Below are 17787 nucleotides of genomic sequence, written 5' to 3' on the forward strand. Positions count from 1 at the left end.
CTATCTACGCACGCGGCGCGGCCCACCAGTGGCTTGACGCACCGGCGCCGTCGGGCGGTGATTGCGCTGTACCTGCTCACGTGGGTGCTCGCGAGGCTGGCGTTGCTGTGTGATCGGACGGGGCTCCTGGACGCCAAGCATGCGGTCGAACACTGGGCGGCCGTAGTTCTGCATCGCGGAAATCGCATCCGGCTCGTGGCGAGCCACGTTTGCCAACACACCCATCGCCCCCAGGGTGATCACAGCCGAGGTACCGCCAGCAGAGAGCATCGGCAGCTGAATGCCGGTCACCGGCAGCAGACCGATGACGTAGCCGATGTTGACAAACGCCTGCGAAACAACCGCTGCCGTCAGCGCCGCCGCCATCAGCGTCTGGTACTGCGACTGCGCACGCCGAGCGGTACGAAAACCGAAAAAGCCCAGCAACGCGAACAGGGAAATAACCAAGGTGCCGCCCCACAGGCCGAGCTCTTCGCCGATGATCGCGAAAATAAAGTCGTTGCGTGCCTCAGGCAGGTAGAACCACTTCGCGCGGGACTGGCCAAGACCGACACCGAAAATGTGGCCGTCTGCGAGCGACAAAAAGCCCTGGTGGGATTGGAACGCAATACCTTGCGTGTCATCGAAGTGGCCGCGCAGTGCGTCGAAATACACGTGGAAACGCGCAGAGCGGAAACCTCCGGACAAGAACGCCACAATCAGTGAGAACGCGCCACCAATTCCCAGGTAAACGATTGCCTTCTTTGGCACACCCGCGAAGATCAGGATGAAGGCGACCACAACCGCGAACGACAAAGCCATACCCATGTCGCCCTGTGCGGCAATCAGCGCGACACAGATTGCAGCCACGATAAAGAACGCGAGGAAACCGTTGTTGGCCTGGAACAAACGTTGCGGATTTCTGTGTTCGAGCACCTTCGCGCCCCACATCGCGATAGCCACACGGGCCACCTCCGATGGCTGCAGGCGCAGCGGGCCCAGCACAATCCACGACTGGGAACCTACCTCTTCGCGGCCGGTGCCCAAGGGCGTGAGCACCAAGATCAGCAAAATAACGGAAGCGGCCATCAGGACAGCGGAGAAGCTGCGCAGCCGCTCAGGCGGCGTTTTCAGCGCCACCCAAAACGCGATCAGGCCACCGATGACCATGACGGTTTGGCGGATGGCCACGCCCCAGACGCTCTCGGAATCTGCGAACGACGTCGCCATTGACGACGACATCACCATCACCACACCAAGACCTGCAAGCACCAGGACAATGCTGCGGATCATGGTGTAGTCGATGAGCGGCCGGGAATCCAGAAACTCCTCGAATTTGCGCACCTTAAGTGCCAATTTTGAGGTTGGCTCGGTCGATCGCGGGGCACGCCGCGTTGTCCCCTGTTGCACCGCCATGCAGCTGCCCTTTCATTCGAGAAGTCTCAACGTGAAGTTGAGCTTACTTGTTATCCGGGCTCCAGTGTCGCATCGCTGCCGCTGCGAAGGCGTCGCCACGCGCTGACATGCCCGAAAACATATCCAAGCTCGCAGCCGCCGGCGCCAACAGCACCGTATCGCCCGGCTGCGCCTGGGTCGCCGCCCACGCAACAACCTCATCCATGGCTTGTTCCGGATCCGTGGAGTCGGAGACAAACACCGGAACGTCCGGGGCGGCCGCGTTGACCGACGCGCGGATGAGCTCACGATCCACACCGAGCAGAGCAACGGCGCGGAACTGATCAGCGTGTGCTTTGACGACACCGTCGACGGCAGCGCCTTTGAGCTGTCCTCCCGCGACCCACACCACCGTGCCCGCACCGGTGAGCGCAGAATCCGCCGCGTGCGGGTTCGTGGCCTTGGAGTTATCCACCCAATCCACACCGCCGCCGGAGTGCACCACCGCCCCACGGTGACCGGCCACGCGGTACTTCTCCAGTGCCCGCTGGATGTGATGCGGCTTGGCCCCCTGGGTCAACGCCACCGCAGCGGCCGCGAGTGCGTCAAGCAGACCGGCGGCTCCGGCGGGCTCGATGCCGTCGGCACTTGCAACGTCGATAGTTTCGCCGCCGAGTTTGGCCACGATCCTGCCGCCCGAAACACCGACCTGGTTGTCGCCAGGCTCTTGAAGTGTGAACCCGATGATGTCGTCGCGACCAGTCTGCTCAGCTAAACGCTGCACCTCCGTATCGTCGATACCTGCAACCGCATGCGTTGCTTGCAATACCTTCGCCTTCGACGCGGCGTATTCCGCAAACGAGCCGTGCCAGTCAATGTGGTCTTCAGCCAGGTTCAGCAGCACGCCAGCATCCGGCACGAGCTCGGAGGACCAGTGCAGCTGGAAGCTGGACAGTTCGGCAACGAGGACATCGACGTGTTCGTCGAGAAGCAGCACCTCTCCGACCGCGGTGCCGATGTTGCCGCAGGCACGTGCGATACAGCCGGAGTCGGCGCCGACTTCGGTCATCATCGCCGCCAGCATGCCCGTAGTCGTGGTTTTGCCGTTGGTGCCCGTGACGACGAGCCACGTCCTCGGTGCGCCAAACACGCCGGCGCGGTCAAGGCGGAAGCACAGTTCAACATCGCCGATGACGTCGATGCCGGCGGCGGTGGCGTCGACAAGCAATGGCGTATCAGGTCGCCACCCGGGCGAGGTGACCACAAGGCCAGTGTCAGCGAAGCGCTCGCGCGCTTCAGCGCTGGAACACACCGCGAAGCCTTTTGCGGTAGCGGCTGCGCGCCCATCCGGGTTGTCGTCGACAACCGTGCAATTCGCACCCGCCTTCGTCAGCAAGTGCGCTGCGCCGAGACCAGAAACACCAGCACCGGCGACTAAAACATGATCTGGCAGCGTCACAGGCCCGCTCCGTTCAACGAGAGCCACTCACCATAAAACGCGGCGAGGCCAAGCATGACCGACATCCCGGAAATGATCCAGAAACGTACCACCACGGCAGTCTCTGGCCAGCCGCCGTTTTCAAAGTGGTGGTGGAACGGCGCCATGCGGAACACTCGCTTGCCGGTGGTCTTGAAGGACGCAACCTGAATCACCACGGAGGCGGCCTCCAGGACGAACAACGCGCCGATGACAACCATCAGCAACTCGGTGCGCGAAGCAACCGACAGGCCCGCAACAAGGCCACCGAGTGCCAGCGAGCCAGTATCCCCCATAAAGATCTTCGCGGGTGCGGCATTCCACCACAGGAAACCCACGCAGGCACCAAAACCGGCCGCCGCGAGGATAGCCAGGTCCAACGGGTCGCGCACCGAGTAACAGCCAGCGGTCGCGACAGCGTCACAAGAGTTACGGAACTGCCAGAACGTAATGCCCGAGTAGGCAGCCATCACAAGTGCCGTCGTACCAGCGGCCAACCCGTCGAGACCGTCAGTCAGGTTCACTGCATTCGACCACGCGGCCAGCAGGATGTAGATGAACACCAGGAAGATGATGGTGCCCACCACACCCCCGCCGATGGCGAGGTTGATCGTGTCGATGTCGCGCACGAACGACAAGAACGTCGAGCCAGGTGTCAGACCGTTCTCGTCCGGGAACTGCAAGATAAGCAGCCCGAAGGCGATCGAAATGACAAACTGCGCCACAAGCTTCGCTGTCTTATTGAGGCCAAGGTTGCGGTGCATGAACAACTTAATGCCATCATCGGCAAAACCTACGAGGCCGAGCGACAGCGTAAGCCCCAGCACGATCAGGCCCGAGGCAGTAAACGCCGTGTGGCCCGTAGCCAACGCTGAGAGACTGCCGCCGACGTAGCCAAGCGCGATTGCTAACAAAATAGCGATGCCGCCCATTGTTGGCGTGCCACGCTTGCGGGCGTGCGACTTCGGGCCGTCCTCGCGGATCTCCTGCCCCATCTCGCGGCGATGGAAATATCTAATGAGCAGCGGGGTCACAAAAATCGAGACCAGGAAACTAAGAATCCCGGCGCAAATGACTTGAACCATGAAGTGTTACCTCGCTGCTGTTTCGTTATTCATGTTGAACTATCTAAGCGTATGCCCTTGCAGTAGCGCCTCGGCCACTGCCCACAGTCGCGCAACGTTTGATGCTTTTACCAGCACGACATCGCGGTCGGTGCGCGACTGCCAGTCGTCGATACCCGCTGGCGGCATAGCCAACAGTTCGCGCACTACCTCGCTGGCTTCGGCAGCATCGGCGACGCTGCTGGTGCGGATGCCGAATTGCTCAGCACGCTCGGCCAGCGCTTCCATCGACGCATTATTCCCGACAGTGATGAGGTCGGTGACGCTGTAGCGCGCCAACTCATCGGCAAGCGCCGCGTGCTCGTGTTCCGCACCGGCGCCAAGTTCGCCCATCTCCCCCAGCACCGCAACGGAGCGCACACCTGGGCGCGCCGCGGCGGTGTAACCCAACGCGGCAATGGCAGCCCGCATCGATTCAGGGTTGGCGTTGTAGGCATCGTTGATCACGGTCACGCCATCGGCGCGGGTGTTGACGTCCATGCGGTTGACCGACACGGAGTGCGCATCAGACAACGCCTGCGCGACAGTTGCGGCATCCATGCCCGATTCAATGCCGACTGCAGCTGCAGCCAGCGCATTGCCCACCTGGTGGGCACCGAACACGTTGAGGGTTACGCGCTGCGGATCGCCCTTCGGGGTGTGCATGATAAACGACGCACGCGCCACCGCATCCAGTTCCACATCGGTGGCGTAGTAATCCGCTGCCGTATTGCCGTTGGCGGAAAAGCGCACCACGCGTGCCTTCGTCCGCGGAGCTATCGCGTTGACCAGGTCGTCGTCGGCGTTGAGCACCGCGATGCCATCTGCAGGCAGCGCCTCAACGAGTTCGCCCTTGGCCTGCGCAATGTTCTCGCGGGAGCCGAACTCCCCCAGGTGCGCCGAGCCCACGTTAAGCACCACACCGATCTGCGGTGGTGCAATCGTGGCCAAGTGCGCAATGTGGCCGATACCGCGCGCCGACATCTCCGCGACGAGGAACTTCGTCTCCTCCGTGCAGCGCAGCACTGTGTACGGGTGGCCGATCTCGTTATTAAACGACCCCGGAGGCGCCACCGTCTCACCCGCGCGCTGCAGCACCGCCGCGATCAGGTCCTTCGTCGAGGTCTTGCCGGCAGAACCAGTCACGCCGATGATCCGCAACCCGTGGTTGTCCGTCAGCTCGCGGGCGACATAGGCCGCCAACTTCGACATTCCATCCACCACGCCTGCTGCAGAGCCAGTTGGATCGTTGACCGCCAGGTCCGAGTTGTCGTCGGCACTGGGCGGTCGCTTCTCGACGACCACAGCCGGCCGACCGACTTCCCTCGTGGTCAACGACGCCGTGGCACCCGCCGCAGCCGCCTTGCCCACAAAGTCGTGGCCATCCACGTTCGCACCCGGGAACGCAACGAATAGCCCGCCGGGGCCGATCTTGCGGGAATCAAACTCCACAAACCCGGTCACCGAGGCGTCCGGATCAGCCTCCGAGCTCAAGTGTCCTCCGGTGATCTCCGCGATCTGGCGAAGCGTCAGTGCAATCATGCGTTCCTCTTCTCTCGGCGGGCGCGAAGTGCGCGCCGCATCTCTTCGCGGTCATCAAAATGGTGCTTGGTGTCGCCGATGATCTGTCCAACCTCGTGGCCTTTACCCACGACAATGATGGCATCGCCGGGCTTTGCCCACTCGACGAGCGCGTCGATCGCCCTCGCGCGGGAGCCTGCCTCGATGATCTCGGCTGCCGTTTCTGCGTCGCGTGCGCCTTGCAGCACCGCTGCGCGGATCGCTGCCGGGTCTTCGGTGCGCGGGTTGTCATCAGTCACCACAACAAAGTCTGCGCCCTTCGCTGCTTCCGCTCCCATGAGCGGGCGTTTCGAGGAATCTCTGTCACCACCAGCGCCGATCGCCACACCAATCCGGCCATCGACCTGTCCACGCAGCGTCTGAAGCACTGCTGCGACAGCGGCCGGCTTGTGGGCGTAATCCACAACAGCTACAAAATCCTGGCCTTCATCAATTCGCTCCATGCGCCCCGGCACCGCCGCCTGCTCTAGGCCTGCGACAAACGCTGCTACATCGACACCAACCTGCGCCGCAAGCGTGGTGGCAAGGGCGGCATTGGCGACGTTAAACGCACCCGGCATCGGCAGAGCAAACTCCACCTGACGCTCTGGAGTGTGAAGTCGAATGTGCTGGGTTCCGGTGTCGTCGATACGCAATAGCTCCGCAGTGACATCTGCATGCTCACCGCGGGTTGCCACCGTCACCGGGTGCTCCGCGCGCGCGGCCATCTTCTGACCCCAAGAATCGTCGACACAGATCACGCTGCGCTTCGCGTGGAGGTCGCTCGACGGGTCAAAGAACAAGGCTTTCGCCTCGAAGTAGTCCTCCATCGTCGGGTGGAAATCAAGGTGATCCTGCGACAGATTGGTAAAACCAGCGACGTCGAACTGGGCACCCGTCACGCGCCCAAGCATGAGCGCGTGGGAGGAAACCTCCATCACCACATGCGTAACGCCCTCGTCGCGCATACGGGCAAACAGTGCCTGCAACGTCGGCGCCTCAGGCGTAGTCAACTCGGTGGCCACATCGCGGCCCATGATCTTCGTGCCCGTCGTACCAATCAGGCCGACCTTGCAACCAGCCTGTGTCAGTCCACGCTCCAGCATGTACGTCGTGGTGGTCTTGCCCGACGTCCCAGTCACGCCCAGCAGCGTGAAGTCCTTCGACGGATGCCCGTACACCTCCGCGGCAACATGGCCAAGAATCGCGCGCACATTATCGACGACCAACACCGGCCGGCGATCCGACGTCTGCTGGATGATCGCAAGACCTTCCTCGTCAGTCAGAACCGCACCTGCGCCCGAATCAAACGCGTACGACGCGCCATGCACCCGCGTGCCAGGCAGCGCAGCAAACAAGCCACCGGGCTCCACATTTTGGGAATCAAGACCAATAAACGACACCTCAAACGGTGCCTGCGGCGCATTGACGATGCGTGCCCCCGCAATCTCAGCGAGGGATGTCAGCGTGGGCGCTGAGGACATGATAATTCCTTCCTTTCAGGGCCGTTACTGGGCTTGCAGAACAAACGGTTCCGCGGGCGGGCTCGGCGGGATATTTTCCTTATCCAACATCCAGCTCGCAATCTGACGGAACACCGGCGCCGCAGACTGGCCACCGGCACCGCCGTCGAGTACACCGCGCTGCGGCTCGTCCAGCATGACCGCCACAACAAATCTCGGATCGTTCGCCGGGGCAATACCCGCAAACGTAATCCAATACTGGCTCTGTGAGTATGCGCCCGTTTCCGGGTTCACCTTCTGTGCAGTACCTGTCTTGCCAGAGAACTGGTAGCCCTCTAGCGCATTTCCTTGTGCAGTACCCGACTGGTTGCCGGTCGGGTCTTCTTGGAATGCGGCACGGAACATATCCACCGTTGTACGCGCCGCCTCCTTGCTCACCACTTGGTTGCGCTGCGGCTCATCCTGCGGGATATCTTGCCCGTCCGGTCCGACGATGCGCTCGATGATGCGTGGCTGGATGCGCTCGCCGTCGTTGGCCAACGCCTGGTACACACTCGCCATCTGCAGCGCAGTCCAGCTCATGCCCTGACCGATTGGCAAGTTGGCAAAGGTACCGCCCGACCACTGTTCAAGCACCGGCAGCAGACCCGGCGACTCATTGGGCAACTCAATGCCGGTCGGAGCACCGATACCGAAACGGTTGAGGTAATCCCAGTAGCGCTCCTCGCCGAGGCGCTGCGCCAACTGCAATGTGCCCACGTTGGAGGACTTACCGAAGATGCCTGCGGTGGTGTACGGCAGAACATCGTGCTGCCAGGCGTCGCTCACTGTCACACCGGCCATGTCGATCGAGCCCGGCACCTGGTGCACCTCGAACGGGTCAGTCAACCCCTGATCGATTGAAGCCGCTGCAGCGATGACCTTTGCCACCGAGCCTGGCTCGAACGGGTGCGAGATCGCTGGGTTCTCAAAATCCTTACCCTGCTTGATCTGCTTTTCAATATCCCCGTTCGGGTTGATGGTGTCCGTATTGGCCATCGCCAACACCTCACCCGTGTGAGCGTCAAGGACGACAGCCTCAGCCGACTTTGCCAAAGAGTTTGCCTTTGCCTGCTCAAGCACTTGCTGCACATACGTCTGCAGGTCGAGGTCTACCGTGAGCTCAATGCGCGCACCAGGTACCGCTGGCACCACATCGCGCAGGGAGCCCGGAATGGACTGCCCACCTCCCGAGACGTCCTCGGTCGAGCGGCCGTCGATACCGGTAAGCACCGCATCGCTAGAGGCCTCAAGGCCGAACTGACCGTGCCCGTCCATGGAAACCTTGCCAATGATGTTCTCCCCCACAGCACCGTTCGGGTACTGGCGGATGTCCTGCTGGTCAGCAGCCACACCGTGGAACTTCGCCGCCACCTTCGCAGCGACATCCGGGTCAACGTTGCGCACTAAAACTTCGTACGACGTGTCGGCGTGGAGCTTGTCCAAAATCTCCTTGGCACTGACACTGCCCACAGTGCGCAACTGCTCTGTGTCTGTACCCGTAGGCTGTGGATCAGTTTCGCCACCGATCATGCCGGGGATCTCATTCGCCATTGTGCGCAGCACGTCTTCAACGCGGGCGTCGAGCTGCGCGTCGATATCTGCCTTGGGGACGCCGTCGATACGCATCTGCAGCTCTTGCTGCTGTCGCAGTTCCTCACGCAACTGCTTCGGCGAGACCGTCAACGACCTTGCCTGCATCGTGTACGCCAACTGCTTGCCGTCACGGTCCACGATCTCACCGCGACGCGCTGGCTCAACATACTCGCGCTGGCGTTGCACCTTGGCAACTTCACGCAACTCGCCGCCGATGATCACTTGGACCCAAAACAGGCGTGCGATCAGCAAGGCTGCAACGCTGAGGAACACAAGCGTCAAAAGGAATACACGGTGGTTGGTGATGTGACGCTGACTCTTCCGTGGCGCCGGACGCTTCCGGGGTGTGCCCGTGGATGTCACGTGCCCTCCTCACCTACCAAATCTGCTCATTGACTCGTTTATCATGCCCCGCACAAATGCGAAACGAGGTTGCGCCACACGCCTGCGGCACAACCCCCACCGTTAACGTCTATTCGCCGGCGGGCACATTTGCCTGATACGGCGCCACGTTGGCAACCTGCGGTGCTTGCTGCGGACGAGGCGGAGCTTGATTGCCACCTGGAACCTGAGTCAGCGCATCCGCCAGCTCGCGGGTTGCACGGTCATCACTGCTTGCACGGCCCTGCCGCAACGCTTCGCCGTTAACGTCGATAATCTTGGCAACCTTTTCTGGGTTGAAAGGCCGGCGCTCTTCAGCACGACCATCTTCCATGACCTCCACTAGGCCAGGTTCTCCAGCGACCACCATGCCTGCGCCTGCAGCGCGCTGTGCGATCTCCGCAGCAGAACGACGATCCTCTAAGTCACGGTTGAGCGACTCGACCTCGTTGGCAAGTTCACGCTCCTTCGACTGCAGCTGCTGGATGGTGAAGGTTTGTGTCGTGGCCACGCCGGACAGCAGCATCGCTATAGCAATACCGATCACCAGCAGAGGCACCGCAAGTGCGGACACTGCGGAAAAACGCGACGGCGCCGCGACCGTGCCAACCCGACGCCCACGCACAGACACAACCTGCTGCGAGCCGAGGCGCCCCCGCCCTCGGGAGTGCGGCACATGCGGCTTCACACCCGGCATCGTGCGACGACGTGCCGGAGCGCTTGTACGGCTGGTGCGGGCACTGCCATCGCGCGTCAGCGTCATCGCGCGGGAGCCACCTCGTGTGTCTCGTGCTGCCATGGTGTCCGTCCTCAGATGGTTGTGTGTTGTACGTGGTTTGTTGTGGGTTATGTGGTTGTCGTTGAGTGCTTAAGCTTCTCGACGCCGCGCACCCTCACCGGTGCTGCACGCGAGTTGCGCTCAATCTCTTCCTGCGGAGCCTTTTCCGCCCCGCGGGTGATGAGTTTGAACGTTGGCTCGGTGCCCGGCAGATCCATCGGAAGTCCCGCCGGCGTCTTTGAAGCTGTCAGTTCAGCGAAGGCAGATTTGACGATCTTGTCCTCGAGCGACTGGTAACTCATGAACACTGCTCGCCCGCCGACGCCGAGGAAATCCGTAATCACCGGAACCACTCGCTCGACAGCCTCAAGCTCGCGGTTGACCTCAATCCGCAGCGCCTGGAAGGTGCGCTTCGCCGGGTGACCGCCAGTACGTCGCGTGGCGGCCGGGATGGTGCTGTACAGCAGTTCCACGAGCCGGTCCGCACGGTCAAACGGCGCACGCTCGCGCTCCTTCAGCACAGCCGACGCAATCTTGCCTGCGAAACGTTCATCGCCGTAGGACTTCAGAATCCTCGCCAGGTCTCCGTGCGAGTACGTGTTAAGTACCTCGGCCGCAGTGATGCCGGTGGTCGGATCCATGCGCATATCCAGCGGTGCGTCACCGCGGTAGGAAAAGCCACGCTCCTCCTGATCCAACTGCATCGATGAAACACCGAGGTCGAACAGCGCACCAGCCACACCGTGCTGCCTCACAAGGTCGAAGGTCTCGCCCTCCCCCGATGCGATCTCGTCGCCGATGTAGTCGAACCGGCATTGCACCGGAGTGAAACGCTCACCGAACTGAGCCAGGCGCTCAGTCGCCTGCTGCAGCGCATTCGGGTCGCGATCCACACCGATCACGCGCGCTTGCGGGAATACGTTGAGAAAGTGTTCGGTGTGGCCACCGGCACCAAGGGTTCCATCGACAATGACGGCGTTGGCGCCGAACGCCTCTACAGCTGGGGCCAGGAGTTCGGCCATGCGGTCGCGCATGACCGGCACATGCCCATGAGGGTCTGCAGCGTGTGTGCGGTACACCATCCGGGCTCACCCCTCGCGGTCAGTTAGTCGTCGGCTCTTTCTAAGCCGGGGAGTATGTAGAGCCCTGTCCGGGGCGGCTGTTCTGATGTCGGGGAAGTACACCAGAATGCTTCACGCCCCGGACAGAGTCCGTACACACTCTCCGAATTGGTTGCCCGCTGTTGGGTAGTCAGTCCTACAGCAGACCGGAGAGAATGTCGTCGTCATCCGCCGCGGAGAACGCGGCTTCAGTCTCTTCTTGATACTTATTCCAGGATTCAAGATCCCAGATCTCGAGAAAATCCACAGAACCGATAACTACGCACTCCTTGGAAAGGCCTGCGTACTCACGGTGTGCCGGCGACAGGGTGATACGTCCGGACCCATCGAGCGTTTGCTCATCCGCACTGGCAGCCAGATTGCGGATAAACGCGCGCGCCTTCGGGTTCGTCCTTGATGCTGCAGCGGCCTTGCGGGCGCGTGCAGCAAACTCGTCCCGCGGGTACACCGCGAGGGAGTGGTCCTGTCCTTTGGTCACCATCAGGCCGTCTGCCAAGTCCTCACGGAACTTCGCAGGCAGCGTCAGGCGCCCTTTGTCGTCGAGCTTGGGAGTGTAGGTTCCCAGAAACATCCGGCGACCTACCTTCCTTCACCTTCAGAGATTGGCATTTGCAGTTTTCTCGGCTTCGCTCCGCATTACGCACGTAGTCAAGATGCGCACCGCGGTGCTCCGCTGTGCCCCACTTTAACCCACTTCCCCCCACAAACGCCACACTCTGAGCAACTTAGTTCCCACAACAAGAAGAATACGCAGGTCAACGGCCACAATCCCCGTGGGGCAATTACCCGCCAATGTCCCCCACTTACCGCCACATCCCCCACTACAACCCCATCAATCACCTATAGGCACACGAGACGCAACCCGCTCCGAACGTCCTTTAACAGGCAAAATGGCCGGATCAAACCAACGGGTGGGGCAAAGTGGGGAATGTGGGGCGAAGTGGGGATAAAAAATTGCCCTCCCGAAGAGACCGGGAGGGCGAAGGGAAAGCTAAAAGCTACTGACGATCCTCAAACCGTCGACGGAAGCTCTCCTCCAGGCTAACACTGCGCGGCGAGCGCGACTTGGACTGAGCCTGCGCTCGCTGCAGCGAAACACCAGCGGCAGCCGGGGTACGGAGCGCCATGATCCCCCCATAGAACATCACACCGAAGCCGACGATGCTCAACACCACAGTCCACAGACTCCACGACGCCAGCGCCACTCCCCCAAGAAGAAGGACAAGGCCCAGCACAATGAGGGCGAGGCTACGCATAGTCAGCCGGCCCGACGGGTGCGAAGCACCATACCCAGAGGACGGAGCGACCGAGGAACCGAACTTCGGGTCGTCTGCAAGGAGCGACTGCTCGATCTCGCGCAGTGCGCGCATTTCCTGCTCAGAAAGAGACACTACTTTCTCTCCAGATCCCAGCTATGAATGAACAATGTATGGATACAACGAACATCGTACCCACATTGTTCCCGCGCCTTATTACGCCGCCATCGGCGCATCACCCCCAGTGGTGTCCAGGAGAAAGTCCTCAGCCGAACCGATAAGGCTTGAGACCACGACCGGCGACGGGTTGTCGTCGATCCCAGACGCCACCCTCGCCCGGCGCGCCGAGTATGCAGAAAATACCGTCGCCCAGTGCTGGCCACTTTCCCCGGTGAGCGCGAGCTTGTCCCACGCATTAGTTGGCAGCCGCTTCCGCTTCCGGAGCACAATGCTGCGAGCGTTGCATGCGCCAGCGATGCGCAGTGCAGCCCGGTATGCGTTTTCCATCGCAAGGTCGTAGCGCCTTGCCGCAAAGTCAGCATGAGCCTGTGCAAGCAGTGCCTCCGCAGAGAAGATGAACGAGTCAAACTTTCGCGGCGCCCCCATATCCCCGTACGCCCTGCCCGTTGTGGCTGAAACTACGCTTCCCATGACACTTTCCCCTTTCGCTGTTACCAGTGCATGTCGCCTTTTGATTGCCCATGACCCTAGAAGTCACCCACGACACCACAACCAAAAATTAGCACGTTTGTTCGATTGTTCGAACGAGGATGTGTGGTCAAGCCCCGCAACAGGCACATAAGTGGTTCGATAGTGGGGTGCACATTGAGATCCAAAGGCTGACCAAGGCGGAGTTTTCTTTCCTCGTGCCACGGTTGGTGGACATCTACATGGAAGCTATGGGGTACCCCCAAACCATGCGCGCGCAGCGTTTACGCGTGTGGCGTGGAGAGGTCACCTGGCCAGGCTTTTCCGCCGTGGCCGCAATCTCGGACAACAGCGTCATCGGAGTGGCCTACGGTTTTCTCGGCGCGCGGGAGCGCTGGTGGGACCAACAACTCGTCAAAGCACTCACTCAGCAACGTCTAGACGGCATGCTTTCTGACGACGACCGTGCGCTACTGGCCAACTACTTCGAAATCGCCGAAGTGCATGTGGATCCGAGGCACCAGGGCCGCGGCATTGGTGCGGCGATGCTCAGGGAACTGCTCGCATCGACATCAGCTCGTTGGGCTGTCCTATCTACTCCCGAGGTAGACGGCGAAGCTAATAACGCATTTGGGCTTTACCGCAAGTTTGGGTTCCAGGACGTTGCTCGCAATTTTTATTACGGAAGCGACCCTCGCCCGTTTGCGATTCTCGCACTCGACATGGCGGGCACACCCCGTGTCGGCGAGGCTGACTAGGGTACGTTCCAGAGAGATTTTCGTAGACGACGGTGAGGAGCAGCGTGGCTACACACGAATTGGGGATTAGGAACTTAAGTGCGGTGCCTGGTGTCGTCGAAAAGCATTTGGAGCAGTTTTTCGACGAACACGGGCCGGCGATTTCCGCGATCGGTGAGCCTGTCTCGGAAGCAGTCGCGCACTTGCGCGCGTTCACACTGGGTGGTGGCAAGCGAGTGCGTCCGCTGTACGGCTGGGCAGGTTTTGTCGGCGCCGGTGGTTTGGAAACCAGCGGCGAGGACCCAAACGCGGTCTTGCGCGCGATGAGTGCGCTTGAGTTCATCCAGGCGTGTGCACTGGTCCACGACGACATCGTGGACGCCTCCGATACCCGTCGCGGAAACCCCACGGTGCACCGCAGTGTGGAGGCCCAGCACCTCGAAAACCGTTGGCTGGGCGACGCTGCGACGTTTGGCGTGAACACCGCGATTTTGCTCGGCGATCTCGCCTTAGTCTGGGCGGAAGATATGTGGCGCTACTCCGGTGTTTCGTTGGAGGCGCTGCAACGCGCCGCGGAACCGTGGGTGGGCATGCGCACGGAAGTCATCGGTGGGCAGATCCTTGATATTTCGTTGGAAAGCCGTGGCAGCGAGTCTGCGGACATGGCGGATCGGGTGAACCGGTTTAAGACCGCCGCGTACACGATCGAGCGTCCGCTTCATCTTGGTGCGACTATTGCTGGTGCCGACGATGAGACCATTGCGGCATTCCGTGGTTACGGACGCGATATTGGCATCGCATTCCAGCTTCGCGACGACCTCCTCGGTGTCTTCGGCGACCCAGCAATCACCGGAAAACCCGCGGGCGATGACCTGCGCGAAGGAAAGCGCACTGTCCTTTACGCGACGGCGCTTGAGCTTCTCGATGCCAACGATGCCGACGAGCTCCGCACCGGTGTAGGTACCGCCACCGACCCAAAGGTGCTTCAGCGCCTCGCCGATCTCATCCGCCAAAGTGGTGCGGAGGATGCGGTCGAAGAGCGCATTAACCGTCTCACCGCGTCCGGCATTGCTCACCTGGATACCGCCGGTATTACTGCTGAAGCTCGCCAGGCACTGTCCGAGTTGGCCCACAAGGCCACAGACCGGCGTATGTGATGGCCGGTAAAATCCGGCCGATCCCCCTCGGCGTTGTCGCAGCCGTTCTCATCGCGATCGGTTCCTTTGGTGCCGGAGCGACGCGTTACCGTGACGGCCTCATGCGCTCGATAGGCCTTGAGTTCCTCACTTACGGCCACGGCCGCGGCATGATGGACGGCCTCCTGATGGCGGGCACTGGTCTTCTCGTGTTTGCCTGGCTGTGGCTGTGGCGCACCCGCCCAGGCGAGCAGACCGTGCTCCGTGCGGTGTGGTCGTGGGCCGCTCCACTCGCCTTGAGCGCACCAATCATGTCGCGCGACGTGTACTCCTACCTCATGCAGGGGGCAATGCTTCGCGACGGCTTCGACCCCTACTCCGAAGGCGCCGCTATCAACCCCGGCCCGTATTTGTGGGAGGTCTCCCACGACTGGCGCAACACCACAACGCCGTACGGGCCACTGCACTTGGGCATTGGCAAAGCGGTGACCACGATTGTCGGCGACCACGTCGCGTTTGGCGTCGTTGCCTACCGGCTGATCGCGCTGGCAGGTTTCGCGCTCATTGTCTGGTCGGTACCGCGCATCGCGCGCCTCGCAGGTGCTAGCCCCGGGTTTGCACTGTGGGTAGGTGTAGCCAACCCTGTCATGCTGTTGCACCTGATTGGCGGCATGCACAACGAGGCGGTCATGGTCGGCCTGGTGTGCGCGGGCCTGTACCTGTGCATGCGACACACGTGGTGCACCCCCGGAATCGTGCTCATCGCATGCGCGGTATCGCTCAAGGCCACGGCTGCGTTCGCGTTGCCGTTTGTGGTGTGGCTGATGGTCACGCGTCGCGCCCGCGTCCACGATGTGCCCCACCACCTCGCCGCGCTTGCCGTCTCTGGAGCCTGGGCGCTGGCGGTCTCGGTCGCCGTCATCCAGGTGGTGACGTGGGTCTGCGGCTCAACGTGGGGTTGGCTCGAGGAAATCACCGGTAACTCGAAGGTGATCAATCCGCTGGCTGGTCCGACGTTCGCCGCAGAACTGATTACCCCGCTCGTGCAGTTGGTCAACGACGACTTCAGCTACAACACAACGCTTGCAGCCACCCGCACGGTGTTCAGCTTCGCGATGCTCCTCGCGCTCGTGATCACGTGGTGGTGGTTCCGCCCGGCGCGCGGCAAGGCCTACGCGCCGCGGATGCTGGCGGGCACCACCGTGGCGTATACGGCAGCGTTTGTCACCAACGCGGTAACGCTGCCGTGGTACTACGCCTCCATCTTGGCGCTCGTGGGCACGTTCCGGGCACCGGCCTGGGTAGCTAGAATTACTACCGGCGCATCCGTCGTCGTGGCACTCGCGTTTATAGGCAGCGGCAACCACAGGCTCTACGACGTGTGGTTCCTCGCCGCAGCCTTCATCGTCGCCGTGGTAGCGACTCGCTGGGTGTTTAGAACGCCATCGCTTGCGCACGACGAATAACCTCGCGCGCTTTCTGACCATGCAAGGCGTCAATCGGGCGCCCCGGCAGCGAATCCTCTTCGGTGTAGAGGAATGTGAGGATCTCCTCGTCGTTGTAGCCGCCATCGGCAAGCACGGTGATCGCGCCTGAGACGAACTTCGACAGCCCATCCTCACCGATCAGCCCAGCCGGGATGAATTTTTTACCATCCCGGATGTACATGACAAGTTTGCGGGCACCGACATAGTCGTGCACACGAGTGACCGGAACGCCCAACGCTTCGGCGGCGTCGGGAAAGGCCAGCAAGGTTTCGTCGCTAAGCAATTGCTCGAGATTCGTTTGTGTGCTCACGGCGCCCGATTCTACCCTGGGGTACATGGCAACACTCGCTCCAGGCACAACTCTCGACGAACGCTACGTCGTGGACCGCGCCATCGCCCGTGGTGGCATGGCCACGGTGTATCGCTGCATCGATTCCCGCCTGGGCCGGGAAGTCGCTGCGAAAGTCATGCACGAGCAATACGTCCACGACGCTGTGTTTCGCGACCGCTTCCGGCGCGAAGCCCGCGCGATGGCGCAGCTCAGCCACCCTAACTTGGTCAACGTGTACGACTTCTCCGCGTCCGGCAACAACGTGTTTCTCGTCATGGAACTCATCACCGGCGGCACGCTGCGCGAATTGCTCGCCGAGCGTGGTCCGATGCCTCCCCACGCAGCCGCGGAGGTGATGCGCGGCATGCTCACGGGACTTTCTGTCGCGCATGAGAAAGGCATGGTGCACCGCGATATTAAGCCGGACAACGTGCTTATCGACGCCTCCAGCCGCGTCAAACTCTCCGACTTCGGCCTCGTGCGCGCAGCCGCCGAAAACACACATTCGACCGACCAAATCGTGGGCACCGTCGCCTACCTCTCCCCCGAACAAGTCGACGGCAGCCCCATCACAGCCGCATCGGATGTGTACTCCGCCGGCATCGTGTTGTTCGAACTCCTCACCGGCCGCACGCCATTTCACGGCGACACCCCCATCGCGCACGCGTACGCACGCCTCCATGGAGATGTGCCCGCGCCGTCCTCACTCATTGCCGGGGTGCCAATGCTTTTCGACGAGCTCGTCGCCACCGCAACCGCCCGCACCCCCGAAGCGCGCTTCCGCGATGCGGGAGAATTCCTCGCCGCACTCGACGACGTAGCAGCCGAACTTGCACTGCCGGATTACACCGTGCCTGCCCCGCGCAATGCCGCAGCCACGCGAGCCGCAGCACACCCGACTAACTTCGGACTGGTCAACAACGCCGCACAGCGACGCCTCTTCCCCGATGACGAGGCGCCAACGCGAGTCGCCCCCGCAGTTGAGAGGCCAACTAAGCAGGCGTCCCCAGAACTGCCGTCGCGCAGCCAATGGCCCGCTGCACAGGCGTCTCCGGCTCCGGTTCCGGCCCCCGTTCCGCCTGCAGCCGCCCCCGTGCCCGCACCCGTGCCACCACGTGCACCCCGGCCTGCCGCTCCCAATCCGGCAAAGCGCCCCGCAGTCAAGCCGGTAACTAACCGCTCTCTGATCGGTGTCGTGCTCTACACCGCTGTTGCAATCGCCGTAGTAGCTGCGGTTGGTCTGGGCGCATGGTGGTTCGGCTCCGGGATGTACGGCGACATCCCGGAGATCGTCATCCCG

15 protein-coding genes and 1 pseudogene are annotated in these 17787 nt (G+C 61.9%); 4 read left to right on the forward strand and 12 right to left on the reverse strand.

The window, feature by feature from the left end; all coding sequences use genetic code 11:
* The 11 genes from HMPREF2734_RS06950 to HMPREF2734_RS07000 form a co-directional block, all read right to left on the reverse strand.
* Complete coding sequence (locus HMPREF2734_RS06950; RefSeq protein WP_070422193.1) at positions 1–1395, reverse strand: FtsW/RodA/SpoVE family cell cycle protein; 1395 nt, start codon at positions 1393–1395, stop codon at positions 1–3.
* Between the two features lie 43 nt (positions 1396–1438).
* Positions 1439–2833: a UDP-N-acetylmuramoyl-L-alanine--D-glutamate ligase gene (gene murD / locus HMPREF2734_RS06955; protein ID WP_246816791.1), complete on the reverse strand. Its 1395-nt coding sequence runs from the start codon at positions 2831–2833 to the stop codon at positions 1439–1441.
* Positions 2830–3936: a phospho-N-acetylmuramoyl-pentapeptide-transferase gene (mraY, locus tag HMPREF2734_RS06960; RefSeq protein WP_070450875.1), complete on the reverse strand. Its 1107-nt coding sequence runs from the start codon at positions 3934–3936 to the stop codon at positions 2830–2832. Before mraY ends, murD begins: the two co-directional genes overlap by 4 nt.
* A gap of 39 nt (positions 3937–3975) precedes the next feature.
* Entirely contained in the window at positions 3976–5496 is a 1521-nt protein-coding gene (murF, locus tag HMPREF2734_RS06965) for a UDP-N-acetylmuramoyl-tripeptide--D-alanyl-D-alanine ligase (RefSeq protein ID WP_070570097.1), read from the reverse strand.
* On the reverse strand, positions 5493–6998 hold the full coding sequence (locus HMPREF2734_RS06970) for a UDP-N-acetylmuramoyl-L-alanyl-D-glutamate--2,6-diaminopimelate ligase (RefSeq protein ID WP_070570099.1): 1506 nt from the start codon (positions 6996–6998) through the stop codon (positions 5493–5495). The genes murF and HMPREF2734_RS06970 overlap by 4 nt, the downstream gene beginning before the upstream one ends.
* Positions 6999–7022: 24 nt before the next feature.
* Positions 7023–8975, reverse strand: coding sequence for a peptidoglycan D,D-transpeptidase FtsI family protein (locus HMPREF2734_RS06975; RefSeq protein ID WP_083308109.1), 1953 nt, complete (start codon positions 8973–8975; stop codon positions 7023–7025).
* Positions 8976–9084: 109 nt separating this feature from the next.
* The gene (locus tag HMPREF2734_RS06980) at positions 9085–9792 is read right to left on the reverse strand and encodes a cell division protein FtsL (RefSeq protein WP_141750443.1); all 708 of its coding nucleotides are present in this window, start codon (positions 9790–9792) and stop codon (positions 9085–9087) included.
* A 47-nt stretch (positions 9793–9839) separates the two neighbouring features.
* Entirely contained in the window at positions 9840–10853 is a 1014-nt protein-coding gene (rsmH, locus tag HMPREF2734_RS06985; protein ID WP_070570104.1) for a 16S rRNA (cytosine(1402)-N(4))-methyltransferase RsmH, read from the reverse strand.
* A 175-nt stretch (positions 10854–11028) separates the two neighbouring features.
* A complete protein-coding gene (gene mraZ / locus HMPREF2734_RS06990; RefSeq protein WP_070422186.1) occupies positions 11029–11463 on the reverse strand; it encodes a division/cell wall cluster transcriptional repressor MraZ in 435 nt (144 codons plus the stop codon).
* A 427-nt stretch (positions 11464–11890) separates the two neighbouring features.
* The gene (locus HMPREF2734_RS06995; protein WP_070422185.1) at positions 11891–12283 is read right to left on the reverse strand and encodes a DUF3040 domain-containing protein; all 393 of its coding nucleotides are present in this window, start codon (positions 12281–12283) and stop codon (positions 11891–11893) included.
* 81 nt (positions 12284–12364) lie between these two features.
* Complete coding sequence (locus HMPREF2734_RS07000; protein ID WP_070422184.1) at positions 12365–12799, reverse strand: SAV_6107 family HEPN domain-containing protein; 435 nt, start codon at positions 12797–12799, stop codon at positions 12365–12367.
* Positions 12800–12966: 167 nt separating this feature from the next.
* On the opposite strand from HMPREF2734_RS07000, the gene HMPREF2734_RS07005 reads away from it, so the two are divergent.
* From HMPREF2734_RS07005 to HMPREF2734_RS07015, 3 genes are read left to right on the forward strand one after another with little or no spacing between them, the layout of a single operon-like run.
* A complete protein-coding gene (locus tag HMPREF2734_RS07005; protein ID WP_141750444.1) occupies positions 12967–13554 on the forward strand; it encodes a GNAT family N-acetyltransferase in 588 nt (195 codons plus the stop codon).
* Positions 13555–13586: 32 nt separating this feature from the next.
* Positions 13587–14690, forward strand: a complete 1104-nt coding sequence (locus HMPREF2734_RS07010) for a polyprenyl synthetase family protein (protein ID WP_371440424.1) — start codon at positions 13587–13589, stop codon at positions 14688–14690.
* Positions 14690–16135, forward strand: coding sequence for an alpha-(1->6)-mannopyranosyltransferase A (locus tag HMPREF2734_RS07015; RefSeq protein ID WP_070570110.1), 1446 nt, complete (start codon positions 14690–14692; stop codon positions 16133–16135). Before HMPREF2734_RS07010 ends, HMPREF2734_RS07015 begins: the two co-directional genes overlap by 1 nt.
* On the opposite strand, the gene HMPREF2734_RS07020 is transcribed toward HMPREF2734_RS07015, so the two are convergent.
* Positions 16104–16493 carry an Rv2175c family DNA-binding protein gene (locus HMPREF2734_RS07020; protein WP_070422181.1) on the reverse strand — a complete coding sequence of 130 codons (390 nt, stop codon included), beginning with the start codon at positions 16491–16493 and terminating at the stop codon, positions 16104–16106. The genes HMPREF2734_RS07015 and HMPREF2734_RS07020 overlap by 32 nt on opposite strands.
* On the opposite strand from HMPREF2734_RS07020, the pseudogene HMPREF2734_RS07025 reads away from it, so the two are divergent.
* Positions 16492–17781, forward strand: a pseudogene (locus tag HMPREF2734_RS07025) (protein kinase); the annotation flags it as partial. The gene HMPREF2734_RS07020 and the pseudogene HMPREF2734_RS07025 sit on opposite strands and share 2 nt — an antisense overlap.
* Between the last annotated feature and the right edge of the window lie 6 nt (positions 17782–17787).

This window comes from Corynebacterium sp. HMSC055D05 (genome assembly GCF_001810365.1).
Classification (GTDB): Bacteria; Actinomycetota; Actinomycetes; order Mycobacteriales; family Mycobacteriaceae; genus Corynebacterium; species Corynebacterium coyleae.